Origin of the sequence: Tateyamaria sp. syn59, from assembly GCF_007995245.1 — a bacterium.
Taxonomy (GTDB): Bacteria; Pseudomonadota; Alphaproteobacteria; order Rhodobacterales; family Rhodobacteraceae; genus Tateyamaria.
On record NZ_VCBA01000021.1, the window covers coordinates 1 to 18,500 of the forward strand.

The following is an 18,500-nucleotide window of genomic DNA, read 5'->3' on the forward strand; positions in this document are numbered from 1 at the left end:
CATTGACGTTGAACACAGCTCTTCCGTTCACATGAACGAAGAAGAGCGCCTTCAGCGTATCGCGTGTTACGTCATGGCATTTTTTAAGGCAAACGTCTTCAGAACGCGATCCTCGGAAACGCCCTTCGATTTTGGTTAAATTATTCTGCATCGAATCCCGGGCGGGGAGAGAAGTGGAAACGTATGAATGCATCGAAGTTCACAGACGCGCAGAAGGCGTTCATCATCAAGCAGGTGAAGGATTGGATGCCCGTCGCTTCAGTCTGCAGGAAATTAGGTATCAGTTCGGCGACGTTCTTAAGCTGGAAGAAGAAGGATGCGGGTCTAATGCCGCCGGAGATGAAGCGGCACTATTTTAATGAATCGCAGTGTTGGCGACGGCGCCATAGGTGTGGGAGCCCAACAGAAACCTTACGCCCAGATAAACCGAAATTGACCAACCCGCCGACCGGCTTCGCAGACCAGGGCGTCCTCGCCCGTTTCCCTCGTATCGAGCCGTTCTGGCGCACGACCGCCTCTGGCACGTCCTTGGCGCATGTCGCTTTCTGCGCCATTTGGTTAGCTAGGCGAGTGCTCTGTTTACGCGATCATTTGCCATGCAATGCCGGTGAGTACAGAGCCCACCAGTGCAAACCCCAGGTAGGCTGCGAAAATGCGTGGTTTGACCAAGGCCCACACAGCGAGCGCCGCGGGGATCGAGCTGACGCCGCCCGCAATCATGAAGGACATCGCAGCCCCAGGCGCCATGCCTTGGTCGAGTAGGTCACCGATCAGGGGGGCAGCGGCATAGCCGTTGAGGTAGGCGGGCATGCCGACCACTGCGCCGAGCAGGATGGTCCCGATCCCACCACCGCCGAGGATGTTCGCGATGAAATCTGCGGGCATATAATGAACCATCAGCCCCTCGATCACGTAGGCGAGGGTGAGCCATTTGAGCAGGAAGACACCATTTTCCAAGCCAGCATTGCGGAAGATCTGCTTGCGTTCACGCACCTGCCAAAAGCGCCAGACGGGTGTGGCTGAGAACGGTGCCTTGACCCCGCAGCAGCCACCCACGGCAGGTTTTTCGCGCAAGGGGTCGGTGAAAATGGCTGTGCTAGACAGCATTAGCGTGCCAAAGCCGCCGAAGAGGCCGAGTGCGACGGCGGCGAGGGTTTTGGCAATCGCGAAATCGAGTGTGATGGCGCCCGTGGTGATGGCGAACATGGCTGGGTCCATGAGTGGAGACGCGAGCCAGAAGGCCATGACGCCAGCCAGCGGTGCGCCGACGGCGAGCAGGGCGGCGATGAAGGGGATCACTTCGCACGAGCAGAAGGGCGATAGGCCGCCCAGCAGCGCCGCCATGACGATCATGCGGGCGGGGTTGCCCTGAAACGCCTTGGCCAGAAGGTTTTCGGCGCCCGTGGCCTTGAGATAGGCGATGGCAAAGACGGCGAAGGCGATGAACGGTAGAGTGCCCAGAAGCGCGCGCATGGCAAAGCTTGCGACGTCGTCCACACGGGGCAGGTCGATGATGGCGACGATCAGCAGGATCAGGGCGGAGGCGAGCCAGACGCGGTCGATCCGGGACCAGAGTGACGAGGTGGTGGTTTGAGACGTCGTGTCAGCCATATTCCTGATCCGTATCTGTGCTGTCAGCGCAGCATTCGGTGAGTAGAAAGTCTGCGAGATCCTGCACCTCGTCAAAGGCGACAGCGGCGCAGATGATCGACCGGCCCTGACGCGCTTGGGTCACGAGGCCTGCGGAGGCGAGGATTTTGACATGGTGCGTGAGCGTGGAGCCGGTGACCCCCGTGCGCTCGCCCAGCGTGCCGATGCTCAGCCCCTCGGGCCCGGCGCGCACGAGCGTGCGCAGGACGGACAGGCGTTGTTCGGACCCGAGCGCGGCGAATGCTGCTGCGGCGCGGGTGAGATCAAGCGGGTTAGGCAAATCCATTTTCATATTTTTAGAATTATCGAAATATTTGTCGGAGGCAACAGTTATTTCGTGAAACATCGAAATGATTGTCTAAGTGTCTGGTGTGGCTTAGGTCTTCGCCATGGCTTTGACCGATGACATCCGCGCTTGCACGATTTGCAGTGATAGATTTGCCGCGACCGAGACCGGGCACAGCCCGCGTCCCGTCGTGTGGTTCAAGCCCGGTGCGCGCATTCTGGTGGCCGGCCAAGCGCCCGGTGCGCGGGTGCATGAGAGCGGGCGGCCCTTTACCGACCCGTCCGGGGATCGGCTGCGGGACTGGTTGGGCATGGACGAGGCGACCTTTTACGATCGCGACAAGCTGGCGATCGTACCGATGGCGTTCTGCTTTCCCGGCTATGACGCCAAGGGATCAGATCGTCCTCCACCGAAGGTCTGTGCGGCGACGTGGCGCGATGCGGTGATGGCGCATGTGGGAGATGTGCCGCTTGTTCTGCTGATCGGCGGCTATGCGCAGTCCTGGCATCTGGGCACGCGGATGTCGGTGCGCGATACGGTGGCGGCGTGGCGCGACTTTGCGCCTCGGGCCTTTCCCTTGCCACATCCGTCCTGGCGCAATACCGCGTGGCTCAAGCGGAACCCGTGGTTCGAGGATGAGGTGCTGCCTGTGCTGCGCGCGCGGGTTAGAGAGGTGTTGGCGTGACAGAAACGGTTTTGGATCAGGTGCATGCGGCGATGCAGGCAGCCCCCGGGGATGACGCGGCGCGGCTGCGCTTTTTCGAGCGGTTGGGTGATGCGGAGCTGTTCCTGCTATTGGAGGCGGAGGCCGAGGGCGAGCAGGTGTCGCCGCAGGTGTTTGATCCGGGGACCGGCCCCTTGGTGCTGGTCTTTGATCGGGAAGAGCGGTTGGCGGCCTTTGTCGGCGCAGAGGCCCCCTACGCCGCGCTGTCGGGCCGTGTGATCGCCGGGCTGCTTGCGGAGCAGGGTTTGGGCTTGGGTCTGAACCTGGATGTGGCGCCGTCGTCTTTTTTATTGGATTCGGACGGTGTGCGGTGGCTGGCGCAGACGTTGGGGCATGGTCCGGATGAGGTTGAGGCGTGTTTGGCGGAAGTCTCTGCGCCCGCTGGGTTGCCGGAGGTGTTGATCACAGCGATTGATACCAAGCTAGCGACGGCCACCGGATTGGCCCAAGCTGCGTACCTGGTTGGAACGACCGATGCGGACGGCGCACGTGGCCACCTGCTGGCTTTTGTCGGCGCAGCGCCTGGGGCGGAGGATGCACTGGCGCGGGCGGCGTCCGAGGCGTTGACCTTTTCCGGGATTGAGGCGGGGGCAATGGATGTCGGTTTTTTCGATGGGCGCGATCCGGTGACGGAGCGGCTGGCCCGCGTTGGCCTGCGCTTTGATCTGCCGCAGCCAGCGCCCGCGCGCTCCCCCGAACCTTCAGCCCCTGGCATGGACCCCGCGCGCCCACCGCGTCTGCGCTGAGCCGTCCATGCGATCACGTATTCCCCCGCCCACTCACATCGGCGCGAGGTGGGCTGAAATTGTGGACCAATCGGTCGTACTATTGCATCATGCGCTGCGACAGACGCGGCGTGCCCCGTTTCACAGAGGATGTTCCAAATGATGAACCGTTTCACTTTGGCCGTTGCGGCGGCTGCCAGTGCCCTGACCCTTGGCACCGCCGCCTTTGCCGGTGATCAATATGTTGACGAGACCGGCTTTGCCGTGTCCGGCTATGATGTCGTAGCCTATTTCGACCTTGAGATGCAGCCGGTGGGCCAGACCCAGACGGCTCCCGTGGCGGGCAATGCGGGCATTACGGCGGAGTACAACGGTGCGACCTTTGCCTTCTCGACCGAAGAGAACCGCGACAAGTTCGTGGCCGACCCCGCGCGCTACGCGCCGCAATATGACGGGCACTGCGCCTATGGCGTGGCCAAGGGCGGCAAGGTGCCTGCCAACCCGTATCTGTGGCGGATCGTGGACGACAAGCTGTACCTGAACATTACCGAGAACGTTGTTGGCTTCTGGGAAGAGGACATTCCGGGCAACATCACCCTTGCTGAAGGCAACTGGGTGGGCATCGAGGATGATCCTGCTTCGGACCGCACGATCCCCAAATTCTCGAGCGCGGCGCCAAAGTCGTGAGATGAACGAACTGCCTGAAACAGATCTTCGGGCAGAGGCCCCGGTGCGGATGACGCGCCGGGGCTTTGGGTTTTTGGCGGGTGGTGCCATCATCGGAGGCACGGTGTTTGCGTCACGGTGGTACAACGTGTCGGCGCGCGCCGGGGCCGATGGGACGTTGAGCGTGCCGGACGCCCATGCCGCGGCGCTCAGCGGCGCCGTGCTCCTCATTGATATTCGTCGCCCGGACGAGTGGCAGCGCACAGGCGTCGGTGAAGGGGCTATTCCGATCGACATGCGCCGTGAGGATTTCGCGGACGTTCTGTTGCACCGCACATCCGGTCACATGGATGCGCCGGTCGCGTTGATCTGCGCGCGTGGCGTGCGGTCGCGCGGGCTGACCCGGCGTCTGACTGGCGCAGGGTTCACTGCAATCATTGATGTGCCCGAGGGTATGCTGGGATCAGGCGCAGGTCCTGGCTGGCTGAAGCGTGGCTTGCCGGTTGTCGCGTGGGCGCCAGAGCCAGCGTGATCCGATTGTGCGCCTGACGGCGCACGACATTTTTTGATTTTGACTTCGACTTCACCGAGACAAAGAGGTCGCGGCCGCGCAGACAGACGCGGCCAGTGGCAAGGGCTGCTTTGGCGAAGCAAAAGCTGCCAGCCACCCCGTGGATCATGTGCGCGCAGGGTTTTCACGGCTCGGAAACCAGCCTCACCGATGGTCCCTCGGTGTCGAAATTCAAAACGGGCCGACCGCACTGTACCGGATCAAGTGATCCGGACATTGCCCAAGGTTACTCCGCGGCCATCTTTGGCGCTTCGATTGTGGCGCGCATTTCGGCGCGTTGCGTGCGTGCGCTGACCACAATGGCCGGTTCGCGCAGCGTCAGCGGGTTGTCGAGGCGCAGGCCGGACAGGCCGATCTGGGCGAGGGGGTAGGCGCTGAGACCCGAGAGCGGCACCGCGAATGCGAGGCTGAGGGCGATGGGGATCAGCCACCAGGAGACAAGCCCCATACCAAGGCCCACGAAAAGCAGCCCGCCAATCAGGGATTCGATCCAGTGGAACTTGATCAGCGTCAGCATCGGGTAGGCCTGTGCCGTGCGGCTTTGCGGGGTCCAGCCGCCGCGCCCGATCAGGCCGCCGATCACGGCTTTGGTCTGCTGGATCATCATGATGGGGGCATATGCGACGGACAGCGCCAATTCGGTCAGTACAGCGCCCGCAAAGACGCGGCGGCCACCGAAGAGCCGCACGGCCTTGCCATTGGCCGCAATGATCAGGGCGGATGTGATCTTGGGCAGTAACAGCATCGCGTACATGACAACCAGGAAGATGGCGCTGTCGATATGCGTCATGGCCGGAGGCCAGTTCGGAAACAGCGGGTTCGCTTCGTTGAAGTACGAGATCACGTTTGTCTCTGCATCGCGGCCCAGAAGCGCCCAGAAAATGAGAAGTACGAACCATGCAGGCGACATGAGGTATGCAGCCGCACCCTGGAACAGGTGGAAGCGGCTGACAGGATGCAGGCCGCGGGTTGTCAGCAGGCGCAGGTGCTGCAGGTTGCCGCGGCACCAGCGCCGGTCGCGGATCACATAGTCGATAAGTGTTCCCGGCGTTTCTTCGAAGCTGCCGGAGATGCGGGGCAGAAAGCGCACGCGCCAGCCTGCGCGGCGCAGAAGCGATGCCTCAACAAAGTCATGGGACAGGATCAGGTCGTTGCGCCCGGATAGCGTGCGCAGATAGGGCAGACCGGCGGAGGACGCAAAGGCGTGCGTGCGGATGATCGCGTTGTGACCCCAGTAGTTGCCTTCGGTCCGGGCCCAGTGCGCGAGCCCTTCGGCCAGAAGCCAACCATAGGCGATGTTCGAGAACTGCTGCATCCGGGCAAAGAGGGTGTTCGCGCCGATGAGTTGCGGGAAGCTTTGGATCAGCCCGGCTTTGGGGTCGGCGGCCAGCTCGGTCGAAAGCCGGTCGATGGCGCGGCCTGTCATCAGGCTGTCGGCATCCAGCACCAACATCGCTTCGTAATCCGCGCCCCAGCCGGTGATCCAATCGACGAGGTTGCCCACCTTTTTGTCGGTATTCCGGGCGCGGCGGCGGTAGTGCACGGGGAGCGGCGCGCGCGCTTTCAGAGCCTGGAAGGCGTCCCATTCCTGTGCCGCGATGGCGTCGTCGGTGGTGTCGCTGAGGATGAACAGGCTGTAGCGGTGCCCGCCCTTCTGGCGCGTCAGATCCGTCATCATCGCGGCGGCGTTGCCAAATACGTCCCATGGGGTTTCATTGTAGACCGGGACGAGCAGTGCCACGTCCAGCGGATCGCCGGTCGCGGGTTTGCGGGCCGGGTCAAGTCTGCTGGCCAGTCCAACGCCCACGGTTGAGACGGCGATGGTGACCCAGATGAAGGTGAGGCCAATAAGCGTCAGAAGCACGTATTCGAACCCGGTCATGCCAGACATGGCAAAAAGCCCATACAGGCCCCAGAGCACGCCACCCGTAATCGCAAGCGCAGGCAGGAAGACGGCCATCCGCCAGATCGGGTCCTGACGGTCCGTTCCGGCGTCGGCACAGGCAGGCGCATGGGCGAAGTCCTGAGCAGGCATCGCAAGCGGCGCGCGGGGGGGCATGGCAGCGTGATTCATGTCGTCCACCTATATAGCCAGACTTCACTGAGCGCTTGTCCGTCCAGGCGCAATTGTGCGCGGAATTCGGCCCAAGGAGCGTCCCCGGGGGTGAAAGTGAAGGCCAAACGGGGGCCACCGGTCTCTGGATTGCGCTGAATTATGCCTTCGGTGACGTCACCGGCGGTAGACCGCACAAGGCGCTGGATCTTGGACAGGTCCTTTGGCACGTGTGGCGCGTCCTCAAAATCGATGGTGAAGATGCGCCCGCCTTCGGGTCGTCCACCGGCGGCGGTGTTCAAAACACGCAGCGGCATGGCAGCAGTGGGTGCCGGATCAGCGCCCCAGTCGAGGCGGTAGGTCATGCGATGGGACGTGCCCGCCTCGATATGGCGGGCAGGGCGCCAATAGGCGACGATGTTGTCAAAGATCTCGCTGTCGGTCGGGATCTCGACCAGTGCGACTGATCCGCGTCCCCAGCCTTCACCCGGTGTGACCCAGAGACCGGGACGGCGGTGGTAGAGCGCTTCGAGGTCGTTGAAGTCGCTGAACTTGCGCGCGCGCTGCATGAGGCCGAAGCCACGCGGATTATTGTCGCCAAAGGCGCTGATCTGCAGGGTGCGTGGGTTGGCGAGGGGGCGCCAGATCACCTCGCCCGCGCCGTTGTGGATCATCAGGCCGTCATTGTCGTGCACTGCAGGGCGGAAGTCGTCAAAACGCTGCGTGTCCATATCGTCGAACATGAACATGGATGTCAGCGGTGCGATGCCCACATGGGTGAGTGTTTGCCGGGCGAAGATCTCTGCCTCGACCTCCATAACGAGGGGTTGGCCGGGCATGATCTCGAACCGGTAGGCGCCGGTGCAGGATGGACTGTCGAGCAGCGCGTGAACGATGATCTGCGCGGCACCCGTGCCAGGCCGTTCGATCCAGAAATGGGTGAAGTCTGGAAACTCCTCGCCCATCGGGTCGCCGGTTTTGAGCGCGAGCCCGCGTGCGGACAGCCCGTAGATGTCGTCGGTGCCGATGCCGCGGAAGTAGCTGGCGCCCTGAAAGACGGCGTATTCCTGGAAGATGCCCGGCTGGCGCAGTTCGGCGCGCAGCCGCAAGCCGGAATATCCCAGCGTATCGTCGATGGGCATGTTGGCCGGGAACTTGTCGGTCGTGTCGAAGACGTTGAAATCAAATTGGATCGGGCGTGCCTGATCCCCTTCGACCACATAGGTGCGGATGGATTGCGGGTAGTAGAGGCCGGGTGCCAGCACATCGATGCGCTGGGGCGCGTCAGTGCCTTCCCACAGGGCGTTGCGGCCATCGAACCAGATCTTGCGATACTGGTCGTAGCTTAGGTTCCGCCATGCCTCGGGAATGAGCGGGCGGGGTTCATAGGGGCGCGATGCCATGTCTCGTGCCCTGTCGATGACATCCGCAGGGGTGAATGCGGTCGCATCGCCCAATTGCAGGCCTGGCTCCCCTTGTGCCGATACGGCGTGGGGGGCTGCCGCCAGAGCGGCAAGGGATGCAAGGAACGTGCGTCGATTCATCAGCGGGGCACCTTTGGTTTCCACGGGGTCGATTTGAACCAACCCGCCAGATACGCGGTCAGGATCAGAACCCCGCAGCCAAACGCGTTGACGGCGAGAACGGTTCCTGTCTCGCGGCCCAGCACGTCCATGGCGAACCCGTTGAACCGGGCCACAAAGATCGACACGACGAAGACGGCAAGCGATTGTTGGCCGACTTTCAGAATGAGCTTGAGCACCCGGTCCCACACACGCGCGACGGCGTGCGTTGCCGTCACCCGCAGGCGGTTGCCCTTGTCGCCCGCCAGCACCCAGGCGAGATAGGCCAGCGCCAGGAACTGGATATAGCGCAATATCCCGAAGTCTGACTTGGAAATCCATTGCCGGTTCTCGCTGCGCCATTCACGCGCCCAGTCGAGGCCGAGGCCGCCGTTTTCGCGCACGCCGATGCTAGAGAAGGGGATGTTCGCCAGCACGATGACGGTCGCGATGCCGATCAAGAGCGCGTTGACGGGCGGTTTCGGCAACCAACCGCGCATGAACGCGAAGCCGGTGAAAAAGACAAGCTGCCAAGCAAACGGGTTGAGAAACCAGCGACGTTGCCAATCGTCATCGCCGACCCACGGTTCGGCTGTAAAGTTCAGATAGGGCAGGCCTGCCGCTTCCATGAAACGGCGTTGGCCCAGGATCCACATTGCGATGCAAAACGCCGCAACGAGGCCGAGGTGCACGCGGGCCAGCGCAATGACCAGCGGCATCATTGCAAGGATCACCATGTACATCGGCAGGATGTCGAAGAGGTTGGGCACCCATTGCAGCGTCATGAAGCTGAACAGGATGTTGGCGTTTTCCCAATGCTCGCTTTCGACAAAGAGCATCCAGAGGTTCATCTGCCCCCAGTAGTTGCGCGTCGTGATCTCGAGATCCGTGACGTAGACAAGCAGCGCCGCCGTGGCAAAGAAGAGGCCCACATGCGCCCAGTAGACCTGCCAGATGCGGAAGCCGACGCGAGCGGTGCCAAGGGCGAAGCCAGCCCTGTCGAACGTGGCGCCGAATGCGATGGCGGAGGCCATGCCTGAGCAGAAGACGAACATCTCGGTCGCGTCGGAGAACCCCCAGCGCGCCGGGATCCAGCGCGTCAGGAAGTTGCCGGGCGTATGGGCGAAGAGAATGATGAACATCGCGATGCCGCGGAAGAAATCCAGGCGGATATCGCGCACCCGCACCGGGTTGGCGGTTGAGGCCGCAGCAGGCGCTGCGGTAGCAGTATGTGTGGGGTCGGCGAACGTCATGGCCGCTGTCTACTTTACCTTACAAACTGGCACCATCCCTGCGCGTCATTGCGCGGGGATGCGCCGGGCGTCCTGGATCGAGGCGAGCCGGGTCGCCGCAAACCGGTCGATGGCCCCGGCGCGCCGGGCGATCCGGTCTTCGATCAGGGTTTCGGTCGCGTCATACATGCCGGACCGCAGCCCTGCGTCGATTGTCATGCGCTCGAACACGTCGCGCTGGGCGTGGCTGCCGCCGATGGTCTGCATGGTCGGGCGCGCGGCTGCGAGATCACGGAAAGCCGCGTCATAGCGCCCTTCGGCAAAGGCGTTGAGACCGGCGAGCGCGGCCTTGCCCGGATCGGCAACACGGGCAGGCATTTCACCCTGCCGGGCCGCGTCAATGGCGAAACGGGCCGTCATGTCGGCCTGCGCGTCTTCGCGGCCAGCTGCGCCGAGCGCCAATTGGTAGTGCAGATCGGCAAAGACCAGGCAGCCATCGTCGGTCCGGTTCTGTGCAAAGTCGGCCAGTTCGTCCCAACGGTCTCCGACATGCGTGCCCTCAAGCTCAAGCCGCATCAGAAGCGATGTTGCGTTGGCGATGTCGCGGTAGTCGTCGGTCTTGTCCGCACGGATCTGCTGGTCATACAGCGCCAGGACGATGTCATTCTCCCCCCGGTCCAGGTGCAACAGCGCCTTGTGCCACCAGACGTGGTAGCGGAAGTTGTTGCAGTGGTCCCAGGCCGAGACGTTGTTTTCGATCAATGAGATACCGGCATCGGGCCGCGCCGTCATGTCGTAGACGTGGGCCACCGCGTGCAGGCCCCAGGCATCGTCAGTGGCCAATTTCAAGCCCTTCAGCCCGGCCGCTTCGGCCTCGGCATAATCGCCTGTTTCCTCGAGCGTGAACGCGTGACAGCCGTGCACGTACCCTTCAAGTGCATGGCCCTTGTGGGCGTCGATGACGTTTTCGATCGAGCGGCGCATGCCGACGCCGTCGCCCAGAATGAAGCGGATGGCGTGGCTGACCTTGGCCGACAGCGTGTCTGTCGGGTGTTCGGCCAGCACGCGTTCCATCGCGGCGATGGCACCGGAGGGGCGGCCATCGAGCCATTCGCCAAGTGCGCGGACCCACAGCCGTTCGCGTGCGCTCCCGCCGGATACAGCCAGGGCGGCCACGGCGTCCTTGCCTGCCTGATGCGCGACATCCCACAGCTCCTTACGGCCCATCATGAGCGAGAAGAGGCCCTTGGCCGCAAATCCCATCGCGAAGTGGGGGGCGCCGGACAACACCGCGCCCAAATGCGTCGGTGTGGCAGTGCCGTGGGCCATAAAAGCGTGGATCATCCCGTTCCACTCTTCAACGAGAGCGGGGTCATCGAGGCTGACCGGCGCTTGGCAAATATCGTGCATCATGTGGGCGCTACCTTATACCGTATGCGTTCGTGTTTTTGGTGTAGAACATCTGGGGGCCTTTGACATGTCATGAGGGGTAGACACACGTAACCGTGAAACACCGTAGGGGGTTCCGTGAGCAAAATGTCAGCACATTCGTCAAAAGCAGGCGAAAACCGGCCAAAGACCTAGGGTCAATCAGGATTTTCTTGCGTGTTTTGAGGCAGTAATGTTGCAAGAACCGCCTCCGTATCCTGCCCGAAGCGTGGCGGTGCGCGGCGGTATGTGACCGGCGTTGCCGAAAATTTGAGCGGATTCGCTAGAAGCCGGACGTGTCCGTCTGCCACGTCATCATGCTCGACCGCCACAACCGTGCCACGGGCCTGCGCCTGATCGGAATTCAGCGCCTCTGCCACGTCGTGGATCGGGCCGCCCGGCACCTTTACGGCATGCATTTTGGCCAGCAATTCATCCTTGGTCATGCGCGACAGGATGGGTGTGAGGGATTGCGTGAGCGTGACACGGTTTTCGATCCGCTTGAGGTTGGTCGTATAACGCGGGTCGGCGCCCAATTCTGGCGCGCCAATGGCGTCGCAGAAGCGGACGAACTGGCTGTCGTTGCCGACGGCCACCAATACGTGCCCGTCCGACGTCGGAAACGCGTCGTATGGCACGATGTTCGGATGCGCATTGCCGCGCCGTTCGGGTACGTTGCCTGATACGAGGTAATTGCACCCCTCATTGATCAGCCAAGCCATCTGCGCGTCCACAAGGCTGAGGTCGATATGCTGCCCCTCGCCGGTCTGGTCGCGGTGGCGCAGGGCTGCGAGAATACCTATGGTCGCGTACATCCCGCACATGACGTCAGCGATGCCGACACCCACCTTGGTGGGTGTGCCATCTGGATCGCCGGTGAGCGACATGATCCCGCCATAGCCTTGCGCCATCAGGTCATACCCAGGCTTGTCCCGGTTCGGCCCCGTTTGCCCGAAGCCAGAGATCGAGCAGTAGACCAGCCCCGGGTGCGCCTTCAGCAGCGTGTCGTGGTCGAGCCCGTATTTGACCAGACCGCCGGGTTTGTAATTCTCGATCACCACGTCGGCACGGGCGGCGAGTTGGCGCACCACGGCCTGTCCGTCTTCGGTCGACAGGTCCACGGCCACAGACTGCTTGTTGCGGTTGGCGGCCATGAAATAGGCCGACAGGTCTGTGGCGTTGCCATTGTGATCACGGGCGTAGTTCGGCCCCCAGCTGCGTGTGTCGTCGCCGCCGGTCTTGGGGTTTTCGATTTTGATGACCGTCGCGCCCATGTCGCCCAACAGTTGCGTGGCCGTGGGACCAGCAAGGATGCGCGAGAGGTCGAGGACAAAGAGGCCGTCGAGTGCGCCCTTGGTTTCAGATGCGACCATCATATGCTCCTCGGTCGATGACTGCGGCAATGACGGTGAAGGTGTTGGCGGATTGGGCGGCTGCCAGCGCCTCTTTCAGCTCGCTCCGCGACGTGACTGTGTGTCCGGCACCGCCAAAGGCGCGGCCCATGGCGGCAAAGTCGTGCTTGGCAAAGTCCACGCCCGCATTGGTGAGTTGCCGTTGGCGCTGTTTCAATTCGATCAGGGCGAGGGAGGCGTCCACGAACACCACGAAGATGGTCTTCAGGCCCAGTTCAGCGGCTGTGGACAACTCACCCGCGACCATGAGGAAACCCGCGTCCCCCGAAAAGCTGACGACTGTGCGGTCCGGTTCGGCCACCTGCGCGCCCATGGCGAGCGGGATGGCGCAGCCCATGGTGCACAGGGCCGAGGATTGCATGAGGCCGCGGGGTTCGTAGCATTCCCACATCTGGCTGAGTAGGATGCGGTGCGCGCCACTGTCCGCCGTGGCAAGCGTGTTGCGCGGGAGTGATGTCCTGCAGGTGTCGATGACAGCTGCGGGGCTCCAGTCATCATTTGAAGGGAACGCGGCAGCCAATTCGGACTTGGCCGTGGCAACCTCGCCCCCCGCCCAAGTATCACCTCGTGCGATGCCATCGGCCATCGCCGCAAGTGTCGCGCCACAGTCGCCCACCACGTTCATCGTGGCCTGGTGCATATAGTGATGGTTCGGCTCTGCCGTGATGTCGATCATGGTCTGGATGCCGGGATAGTAGAAGTCGCGCCAGCCGGTTCGCATTTCGATCGGATCATAACCCAGCCCGATGATCAGATCGGCGCGCTGCACCAGCGGCAGCAGGACATTGTCGGCCTTGGGCGACAGACCTGCCCCGCCGAGGGCCAGCGGATGATCTTCTGGCAGCAGGCCCTTGGCCTTGTAGGTGGTGATGACCGGGACGTTGAAGGTTTCGACAAAATCCTTCAGCGCTTCCGCCATGTCCTGCCGTCTTGTGTCGAACCCCTGGTTCAGGGCGTCAACACCGACGATCAGAATGGGGCGTTCGGCTTCGGCAAGAGACGCGCGCATCTTCTCCAACGTCGCGGGCGCAGGGACAACGGGTTCTGCCGCTGCGCGTCGCGCTGGGATTTCGGGTGTGACCGGGGCGACCGCAACGCTGATTGGCACGTCGATATGAACTGGACCCGGCCGCCCCTCAAGGGCGATACCCAACGCCTTGTCCGCGATCACATGCGCGGCGCCGGTGTTCAGGGTAAATGTGGCTTTGGTGATCGGTCGAAACACCTGCGTCTGATCGAGAACCTGGTGCGTGTATGTTTGCGCCTCATCCGCATCGACGCACCCGGCCAGGACGATCAGCGGCACACGGTCCTGATGGGCGTTGGCCACGGCATTCACGCCGTTCAACGCGCCCGGACCCACGGTTGCAACCAGAATGCCGGGCGCTCCGGTTCGGTGCCAAGCCCCTTCGGCCATGAAGGCGGCGGCATTTTCGTGCTTGCACAAGATGAACCGGATGCCCGCGCGTTCCAGCGCGTCGACGATGGTCAGGACCTCGCCCCCCGGCATGCCGAAAGCAAAGCGGCACCCGGCATCGTGGAGCCGCGTGGCCAATACGTCCGCGGCGCGGGGTGAGGCGGGAGAGATATCTTTCATCGGTCATCTTCCAGTGTTCGGCACGGCGCTTAACTGTCACGGTCGAGGCTGACGTACAACTCACACCTCCGCCATGGTTTGTTTCACCGCGGGGCTTGACCTTCCAGTCACTGGAAGGCCTATCTGCGCGCTATGGGTACCGTTTTGACCTTTGGACTGTCCGGCCTGAATTGCGCTTCGTGCGTGCGCCGGGCCGAGGACGCGCTGGCCGCGATGCCCGGCGCGCAAGAGGCGCGCGTGAACCTCGCAGACCACAGTGCCCGTGTGTCGGGGGTTTCGGCGTCAGACGTTGTGCGCGTGATGGACGAGGCGGGCTATCCTGCTGCGGTGCGCCGGACCGAGTTGCATGTGCCCGGCATGTCTTGTGCGTCCTGCGTCGGACGGATCGAGGCTGCGGTGCGGTCGGTGCCTGGCGTCGTGCGCGCGGACGCTCGCTTGCCGACCAAAACCGTCGTGTTTGAAACGCTTGGACCGGACGCGGCGGTCAACGCGGCGCTAGACGCCGCCGGATATCCGGCCGAACATTCACACGCGCCGGATGCGCCGGAAGAAGTGGACGCTGGCGCGAGCGATTTCAGACGCTTTGTGGTTGCGGCGTTGTTTACGTTGCCCGTCTTTCTGATCGAAATGGGCGGGCACGCTTTTCACCCGCTGCACCATTGGGTGATGCGCAACATTGGGACTGCAAACAGCCATCTGTTTCAGCTGGTGCTGACCGCCATCGTTCTGGCCGGGCCGGGGGCCGCCTTCTTCCGTCGCGGGTTTCCCAACCTGGTCAAGGCGCGCCCGGATATGGACGCGTTGGTAGCCCTTGGCGCGGGGGCAGCCTTTGCATTTTCGGCGTTCTCGGTCCTTGCGCCCGGTATCCTGCCGCCATCCGGTGTCTATTTCGAAGCGGCAGCGGTCATTGTTACGCTGATCCTGATGGGGCGCTGGCTTGAGGCGCGCGCAAAGGGGCGCACAGGGGATGCTGTGCGTCGCCTCTTGTCCTTGCGGCCCGATCACGCCGAGCGGATCGTTGATGGCGGCACAGAACAGGTGCCACTTGACCAGATTGCTGTCGGTGACCTGTTGCGGCTGCGTCCGGGCAGCCGCGTACCTGTCGATGGCGTGGTTGAAGACGGGCACAGCCATGTCGATGAAAGCATGTTGACGGGCGAGCCGGTGCCGGTCCTCAAGCGGGCGGGCGATCCGGTCACTGGCGGTACGGTTGCAACAACCGGCAGCCTGACCTTGCGGGCCACCCACATCGGTGAAGATACCGTCCTTGCGCGCATCACGGCCCTGACTCGTGACGCTCAGGCCGCACGGCTGCCGGTCGAGGCGTTGGTCAATCGCATCACGGCTTGGTTTGTCCCGGCCGTCCTGCTGGTGGCGGCCGTCACCTTTGCCACGTGGTGGGTGTTGTCGGGACTGGCTCCAGCCGTGGTTGCCGCCGTCTCCGTGCTGATTATCGCGTGCCCCTGCGCCATGGGGCTGGCCACGCCGATGTCGGTCATGGTGGGCACCGGGCGCGCCGCCGAACTTGGTGTCCTGTTTCACAAGGGCGACGCATTGCAGCGTTTGCAAGACGCATCGGTCATTGCGTTTGATAAGACGGGCACCCTGACACTCGGCACCCCGGATGTGCATGAAACAGCCGTTGCAGATGGCTGGAGCGAAGAGACGGTCCTGACCCTCGCCGCAGGGGTTGAGAGCTTGTCCGAGCACCCGATTGCGCGCGCAATTGCCAGCGCTGCGCCGAGGGCACCGACAGATGTGACGGCATTCGAGGCGGTGCTTGGCGCAGGTGCCATTGCGTATGTGGGGCAACAGCGCGTTGCCATCGGCAGCGCCGATCTGCTGACCCGCGAAGAAATACCTTTGCATCCAACGCTTGCGGTCAAAGCGGACCAATGGGCGCAAACGGGCGCAACTGTCGTTCACGTTGCCGCCGACCACACGCATGTGGCCTCACTCTGCGTTCGGGACACGGTGCGCGACGGTGCCAAGGGGGCTATCGCCACCCTGAAATCGCAAGGGCGCGTCGTTGCAATGATTTCCGGCGATACGGAATCTGCAGCCCGACACGTGGCTCGCGCCCTCGGCATCGAAACGGTTGTCGCAGGCGTGAAGCCGGATCAGAAAGTGAAGGCGCTGGAAAGGCTGCGCGCGGAGCATGGCAATGTAGCGTTTGTCGGGGACGGGCTGAACGACGCGCCTGCGCTGGCCTCGGCGGACGTCGGTCTGGCTGTCAATGGCGCGACCGATGCTGCCATCGAAGCGGCGGACGTGGTGCTGATGTCGCCGGATCCGGCGGCAGTGGTACGCGCCCTGCGGATCAGCGCAGCGACCTTGCGCAATATCTGGCAAAACCTCGGATGGGCGTTTGTCTACAACACCGCCCTGATCCCGGTCGCGGCGGGGGCGCTCGTGCCGTTTGGCGGCCCACAACTGTCGCCTGCGCTCGCTGCTCTGGCCATGGCGCTGTCCTCGGTGTTCGTGGTCACCAACGCGCTTCGATTGCGCAGAAAGGGTGAGACATGAACATTTCGCAGGCTGCCGAGGCGACACATCTGCCCGCAAAAACAATCCGGTATTACGAAGACATCGGCCTGATCACCCCTGATCGCGGCGCCAATGGGTACAGGTCGTTCTCGGACACGCATATCCACCAGCTGACCTTTCTGGCCCGCGCCCGCGCGCTTGGCTTCCCGGTCGAGGATTGCAGGTCTTTACTGGCCTTGTGGGAAGACCGGAAACGCGCCAGCGCCGACGTCCGCAAAATCGCTCAGGAACATCTGGGCGCTATCGAGACAAAGATTACCGATCTGACGGCCATGCGTGACACACTGCGTCATCTGGTCAAAACATGTGCGGGTGATGACAGGCCGGATTGTCCGATCCTGAACAGTCTGTCTTCTTCTGACTGAAAATACCACGGGGGAGGCCGCAGACCGGGGGCAGCGCCCCCTCAAATATGTCGTCGCCGTCGGGCGGCCGCTGGATTAGCGGCGGCGGTCGCGGCGTGACGACATGGGCTGGAACGCCACGCCCACATGTGCCTCGCAATAAGGTTTGCCCTGTTGCACCGGCAGACCGCAGAACCAGAAATTGTCCGTCGCCGGATCGCCCACGGGCCATTTGCAGGTGCGCTCGGTCAATTCCATCAGGCTGATCTTCTTGGCCTTTTTCTCGACCTCGTTCACCTTGGCCAGCGCTTCCGGGCTGATTTCATTGGCAGAAGGCTGCGGCGGCAGGGGCTGGCCTGCTGGGATGATCTGCTTGCGGGCCGGGACGGCGGTTTTGGTTTCGGGCGCCGTGACGGGTTTGACCGCCGGTTCGGTCTTGGGCTGCGGTCTCGGCTCCGCCTTGGCCTTGGGCGCCGCCTTTGGCTTTGCGTCCGCTTTGGCGGTTGTTGCGCTACCGCCGCTGCCTGCGCGGTTGGACAGGCCCAGCCGGTGCACCTTGCCGATGACCGCGTTGCGGGTGACGCCGCCAAGCTCTTTGGCGATCTGGCTGGCCGACTGGCCCTCGCCCCACATTTTTTTCAATAGTTCAACGCGTTCGTCGGTCCAGGACATCAGCAGCTTTCCGATTTAAAAAGCGGCCTCACACGGGGCCGCCTTTGTGTCTCATTTGGTGTTAGCGTTCTATTCTAATCACGTGCGTCGAAGTTACAAGGGAGGACGTGCCGCCCGCGGCCTTGCGCGCCGCCCTTCGCGGAACGCGAGCAACAGGGCACCTGCGATGATGATCCCAGCCCCTAGGATGGTGATCCTATCGGGGATCACCCCGTAAAACGCCACATCGTAAAGAGCCGCAAAAATCAGTGTCGCGTAGCTGAAAGGCGCGACAAAGCTGGCGTCGGCGCGGGCCATTCCGTTCACGAAACAGGCCTGTGCTGCGGCCATCGCGCAACCGACGCCTGCCATCAACATCCATTGAGCCACGCTGGGCTCGGTCCAGACGAAAGACACGGCAAAGCCTGCGATGCACAGACCAATCGCGTTGTTGACGAGAAGGATCGAAAACGGTCCCTCCCGCTCGGTCAGCTTTTTGATGAAGCTCAATTCCAACCCCAGTGCCATCGCCGCGCCGAGGGCAAGGAGTGCGGCAGGTTGGAAACTCTCCGGTGTCGGCCGCAGCAGGATCATCGCACCCACCAGCGCGATGCCCGCCGCCAGCCAGCGCCACTTACCCACCCGCTCCCCAAGAAGCGGGATCGCTAGGATCATGCCAAAGACCGGGTTGAGAAAGGAAATCGCCGTCGCGTCCGCGAGGGGGATATACGCAACCGACGCGAACATGAGAGTGACCCCGGCCCAACCGCTTGTTGTCCGCGCAAGATGCAGGCCAAGATGGGGGCGTTGCAATCGCGGTCGCAGCACCAGCGCGACTGTGCTGATCGTCAGAAAGGCAAACAGAAAGCGACCAAAGCTGATCTGGAAAGGGTGAAGCGGCGTGCTGAACTGATCCGTTCCCAGCGCCTTGGCAAAGAGCGTTGTCGCGGCGATGAAAGCGCAGGCGCAAACGATAAGCAGCGCCGCAAGCGCGGGGTTTTGGGCCTTGGGCGCGAACATGCGTCGTGCCTGCGCCTCCGCGGCGGCGAGCG

General features: G+C 62.9%; 16 protein-coding genes and 1 pseudogene. 7 read left to right on the forward strand and 10 right to left on the reverse strand.

The window, feature by feature from the left end; all coding sequences use genetic code 11:
* Nucleotides 1-183: 183 nt before the first annotated feature.
* A pseudogene (locus tag FD715_RS21030) lies at nt 184-348 on the forward strand (transposase); the annotation flags it as partial.
* Nucleotides 349-579: 231 nt separating this feature from the next.
* On the opposite strand, the gene FD715_RS21035 reads toward FD715_RS21030, so the two are convergent.
* Together FD715_RS21035 and FD715_RS21040 are read right to left on the reverse strand one after the other, a co-directional pair.
* Entirely contained in the window at nt 580-1,611 is a 1,032-nt protein-coding gene (locus FD715_RS21035; RefSeq protein WP_147114799.1) for a permease, read from the reverse strand.
* Complete coding sequence (locus tag FD715_RS21040; RefSeq protein WP_147114802.1) at nt 1,604-1,942, reverse strand: helix-turn-helix transcriptional regulator; 339 nt, start codon at nt 1,940-1,942, stop codon at nt 1,604-1,606. The genes FD715_RS21035 and FD715_RS21040 overlap by 8 nt, the downstream gene beginning before the upstream one ends.
* 97 nt (nt 1,943-2,039) lie before the next feature.
* On the opposite strand from FD715_RS21040, the gene FD715_RS21045 reads away from it, so the two are divergent.
* The 4 genes from FD715_RS21045 (at nt 2,040) to FD715_RS21060 (ending at nt 4,583) form a co-directional block, all read left to right on the forward strand.
* Nucleotides 2,040-2,621, forward strand: coding sequence for a uracil-DNA glycosylase family protein (locus FD715_RS21045; protein WP_147114806.1), 582 nt, complete (start codon nt 2,040-2,042; stop codon nt 2,619-2,621).
* Nucleotides 2,618-3,406: an SseB family protein gene (locus tag FD715_RS21050; RefSeq protein ID WP_147114809.1), complete on the forward strand. Its 789-nt coding sequence runs from the start codon at nt 2,618-2,620 to the stop codon at nt 3,404-3,406. Before FD715_RS21045 ends, FD715_RS21050 begins: the two co-directional genes overlap by 4 nt.
* Nucleotides 3,407-3,547: 141 nt before the next feature.
* Nucleotides 3,548-4,072, forward strand: a complete 525-nt coding sequence (locus FD715_RS21055) for a YHS domain-containing (seleno)protein (RefSeq protein WP_147114886.1) — start codon at nt 3,548-3,550, stop codon at nt 4,070-4,072.
* A gap of 1 nt (nt 4,073) precedes the next feature.
* Nucleotides 4,074-4,583: a rhodanese-like domain-containing protein gene (locus tag FD715_RS21060; protein ID WP_223275024.1), complete on the forward strand. Its 510-nt coding sequence runs from the start codon at nt 4,074-4,076 to the stop codon at nt 4,581-4,583.
* A gap of 265 nt (nt 4,584-4,848) precedes the next feature.
* On the opposite strand, the gene mdoH is transcribed toward FD715_RS21060, so the two are convergent.
* From mdoH to FD715_RS21090, 6 genes are all read right to left on the reverse strand, one after another.
* Nucleotides 4,849-6,696, reverse strand: coding sequence for a glucans biosynthesis glucosyltransferase MdoH (gene mdoH / locus FD715_RS21065; RefSeq protein WP_147114815.1), 1,848 nt, complete (start codon nt 6,694-6,696; stop codon nt 4,849-4,851).
* On the reverse strand, nt 6,693-8,219 hold the full coding sequence (locus FD715_RS21070; RefSeq protein ID WP_147114818.1) for a glucan biosynthesis protein: 1,527 nt from the start codon (nt 8,217-8,219) through the stop codon (nt 6,693-6,695). The genes mdoH and FD715_RS21070 overlap by 4 nt, the downstream gene beginning before the upstream one ends.
* Nucleotides 8,219-9,490 carry an OpgC family protein gene (locus tag FD715_RS21075; RefSeq protein WP_147114821.1) on the reverse strand — a complete coding sequence of 424 codons (1,272 nt, stop codon included), beginning with the start codon at nt 9,488-9,490 and terminating at the stop codon, nt 8,219-8,221. Before FD715_RS21075 ends, FD715_RS21070 begins: the two co-directional genes overlap by 1 nt.
* A 45-nt stretch (nt 9,491-9,535) precedes the next feature.
* Nucleotides 9,536-10,882 (reverse strand): tetratricopeptide repeat protein, encoded by a 1,347-nt coding sequence (locus FD715_RS21080; RefSeq protein WP_147114824.1) that lies wholly within the window; start codon nt 10,880-10,882, stop codon nt 9,536-9,538.
* 173 nt (nt 10,883-11,055) lie between these two features.
* Nucleotides 11,056-12,273 carry a CaiB/BaiF CoA-transferase family protein gene (locus FD715_RS21085; protein WP_147114827.1) on the reverse strand — a complete coding sequence of 406 codons (1,218 nt, stop codon included), beginning with the start codon at nt 12,271-12,273 and terminating at the stop codon, nt 11,056-11,058.
* Nucleotides 12,257-13,906 (reverse strand): thiamine pyrophosphate-binding protein, encoded by a 1,650-nt coding sequence (locus FD715_RS21090; protein WP_147114829.1) that lies wholly within the window; start codon nt 13,904-13,906, stop codon nt 12,257-12,259. Before FD715_RS21090 ends, FD715_RS21085 begins: the two co-directional genes overlap by 17 nt.
* A gap of 132 nt (nt 13,907-14,038) precedes the next feature.
* Here FD715_RS21090 and FD715_RS21095 point away from each other — a divergent pair, with 132 nt between their 5' ends.
* The gene (locus FD715_RS21095) at nt 14,039-16,432 is read left to right on the forward strand and encodes a heavy metal translocating P-type ATPase (protein WP_147114832.1); all 2,394 of its coding nucleotides are present in this window, start codon (nt 14,039-14,041) and stop codon (nt 16,430-16,432) included.
* The gene (gene cueR, locus FD715_RS21100; RefSeq protein WP_147114835.1) at nt 16,429-16,818 is read left to right on the forward strand and encodes a Cu(I)-responsive transcriptional regulator; all 390 of its coding nucleotides are present in this window, start codon (nt 16,429-16,431) and stop codon (nt 16,816-16,818) included. Before FD715_RS21095 ends, cueR begins: the two co-directional genes overlap by 4 nt.
* A 75-nt stretch (nt 16,819-16,893) precedes the next feature.
* Here the strand turns inward: cueR and FD715_RS21105 are convergent, their stop codons facing one another.
* Together FD715_RS21105 and FD715_RS21110 are read right to left on the reverse strand one after the other, a co-directional pair.
* Nucleotides 16,894-17,469 (reverse strand): GcrA family cell cycle regulator, encoded by a 576-nt coding sequence (locus tag FD715_RS21105; protein ID WP_147114838.1) that lies wholly within the window; start codon nt 17,467-17,469, stop codon nt 16,894-16,896.
* Nucleotides 17,470-17,562: 93 nt separating this feature from the next.
* Nucleotides 17,563-18,468, reverse strand: coding sequence for a DMT family transporter (locus FD715_RS21110; RefSeq protein ID WP_147114842.1), 906 nt, complete (start codon nt 18,466-18,468; stop codon nt 17,563-17,565).
* Between the last annotated feature and the right edge of the window lie 32 nt (nt 18,469-18,500).

What these genes read in the sequence shown, in the direction of transcription:
- FD715_RS21035 (WP_147114799.1), bottom strand. Translation starts at nt 1,611, where the DNA reads ATGGCTGACACGACGTCTCAAACCACCACCTCGTCACTCTGGTCCCGG.
- FD715_RS21040 (WP_147114802.1), bottom strand. Translation starts at nt 1,942, where the DNA reads ATGAAAATGGATTTGCCTAACCCGCTTGATCTCACCCGCGCCGCAGCA.
- FD715_RS21045 (WP_147114806.1), top strand. Translation starts at nt 2,040, where the DNA reads ATGGCTTTGACCGATGACATCCGCGCTTGCACGATTTGCAGTGATAGA.
- FD715_RS21055 (WP_147114886.1), top strand. Translation starts at nt 3,548, where the DNA reads ATGAACCGTTTCACTTTGGCCGTTGCGGCGGCTGCCAGTGCCCTGACC.
- FD715_RS21060 (WP_223275024.1), top strand. Translation starts at nt 4,074, where the DNA reads ATGAACGAACTGCCTGAAACAGATCTTCGGGCAGAGGCCCCGGTGCGG.
- mdoH (WP_147114815.1), bottom strand. Translation starts at nt 6,696, where the DNA reads ATGAATCACGCTGCCATGCCCCCCCGCGCGCCGCTTGCGATGCCTGCT.
- FD715_RS21070 (WP_147114818.1), bottom strand. Translation starts at nt 8,219, where the DNA reads ATGAATCGACGCACGTTCCTTGCATCCCTTGCCGCTCTGGCGGCAGCC.
- FD715_RS21075 (WP_147114821.1), bottom strand. Translation starts at nt 9,490, where the DNA reads ATGACGTTCGCCGACCCCACACATACTGCTACCGCAGCGCCTGCTGCG.
- FD715_RS21080 (WP_147114824.1), bottom strand. Translation starts at nt 10,882, where the DNA reads ATGATGCACGATATTTGCCAAGCGCCGGTCAGCCTCGATGACCCCGCT.
- FD715_RS21085 (WP_147114827.1), bottom strand. Translation starts at nt 12,273, where the DNA reads ATGATGGTCGCATCTGAAACCAAGGGCGCACTCGACGGCCTCTTTGTC.
- FD715_RS21090 (WP_147114829.1), bottom strand. Translation starts at nt 13,906, where the DNA reads ATGAAAGATATCTCTCCCGCCTCACCCCGCGCCGCGGACGTATTGGCC.
- FD715_RS21095 (WP_147114832.1), top strand. Translation starts at nt 14,039, where the DNA reads ATGGGTACCGTTTTGACCTTTGGACTGTCCGGCCTGAATTGCGCTTCG.
- cueR (WP_147114835.1), top strand. Translation starts at nt 16,429, where the DNA reads ATGAACATTTCGCAGGCTGCCGAGGCGACACATCTGCCCGCAAAAACA.
- FD715_RS21105 (WP_147114838.1), bottom strand. Translation starts at nt 17,469, where the DNA reads ATGTCCTGGACCGACGAACGCGTTGAACTATTGAAAAAAATGTGGGGC.
- FD715_RS21110 (WP_147114842.1), bottom strand. Translation starts at nt 18,468, where the DNA reads ATGTTCGCGCCCAAGGCCCAAAACCCCGCGCTTGCGGCGCTGCTTATC.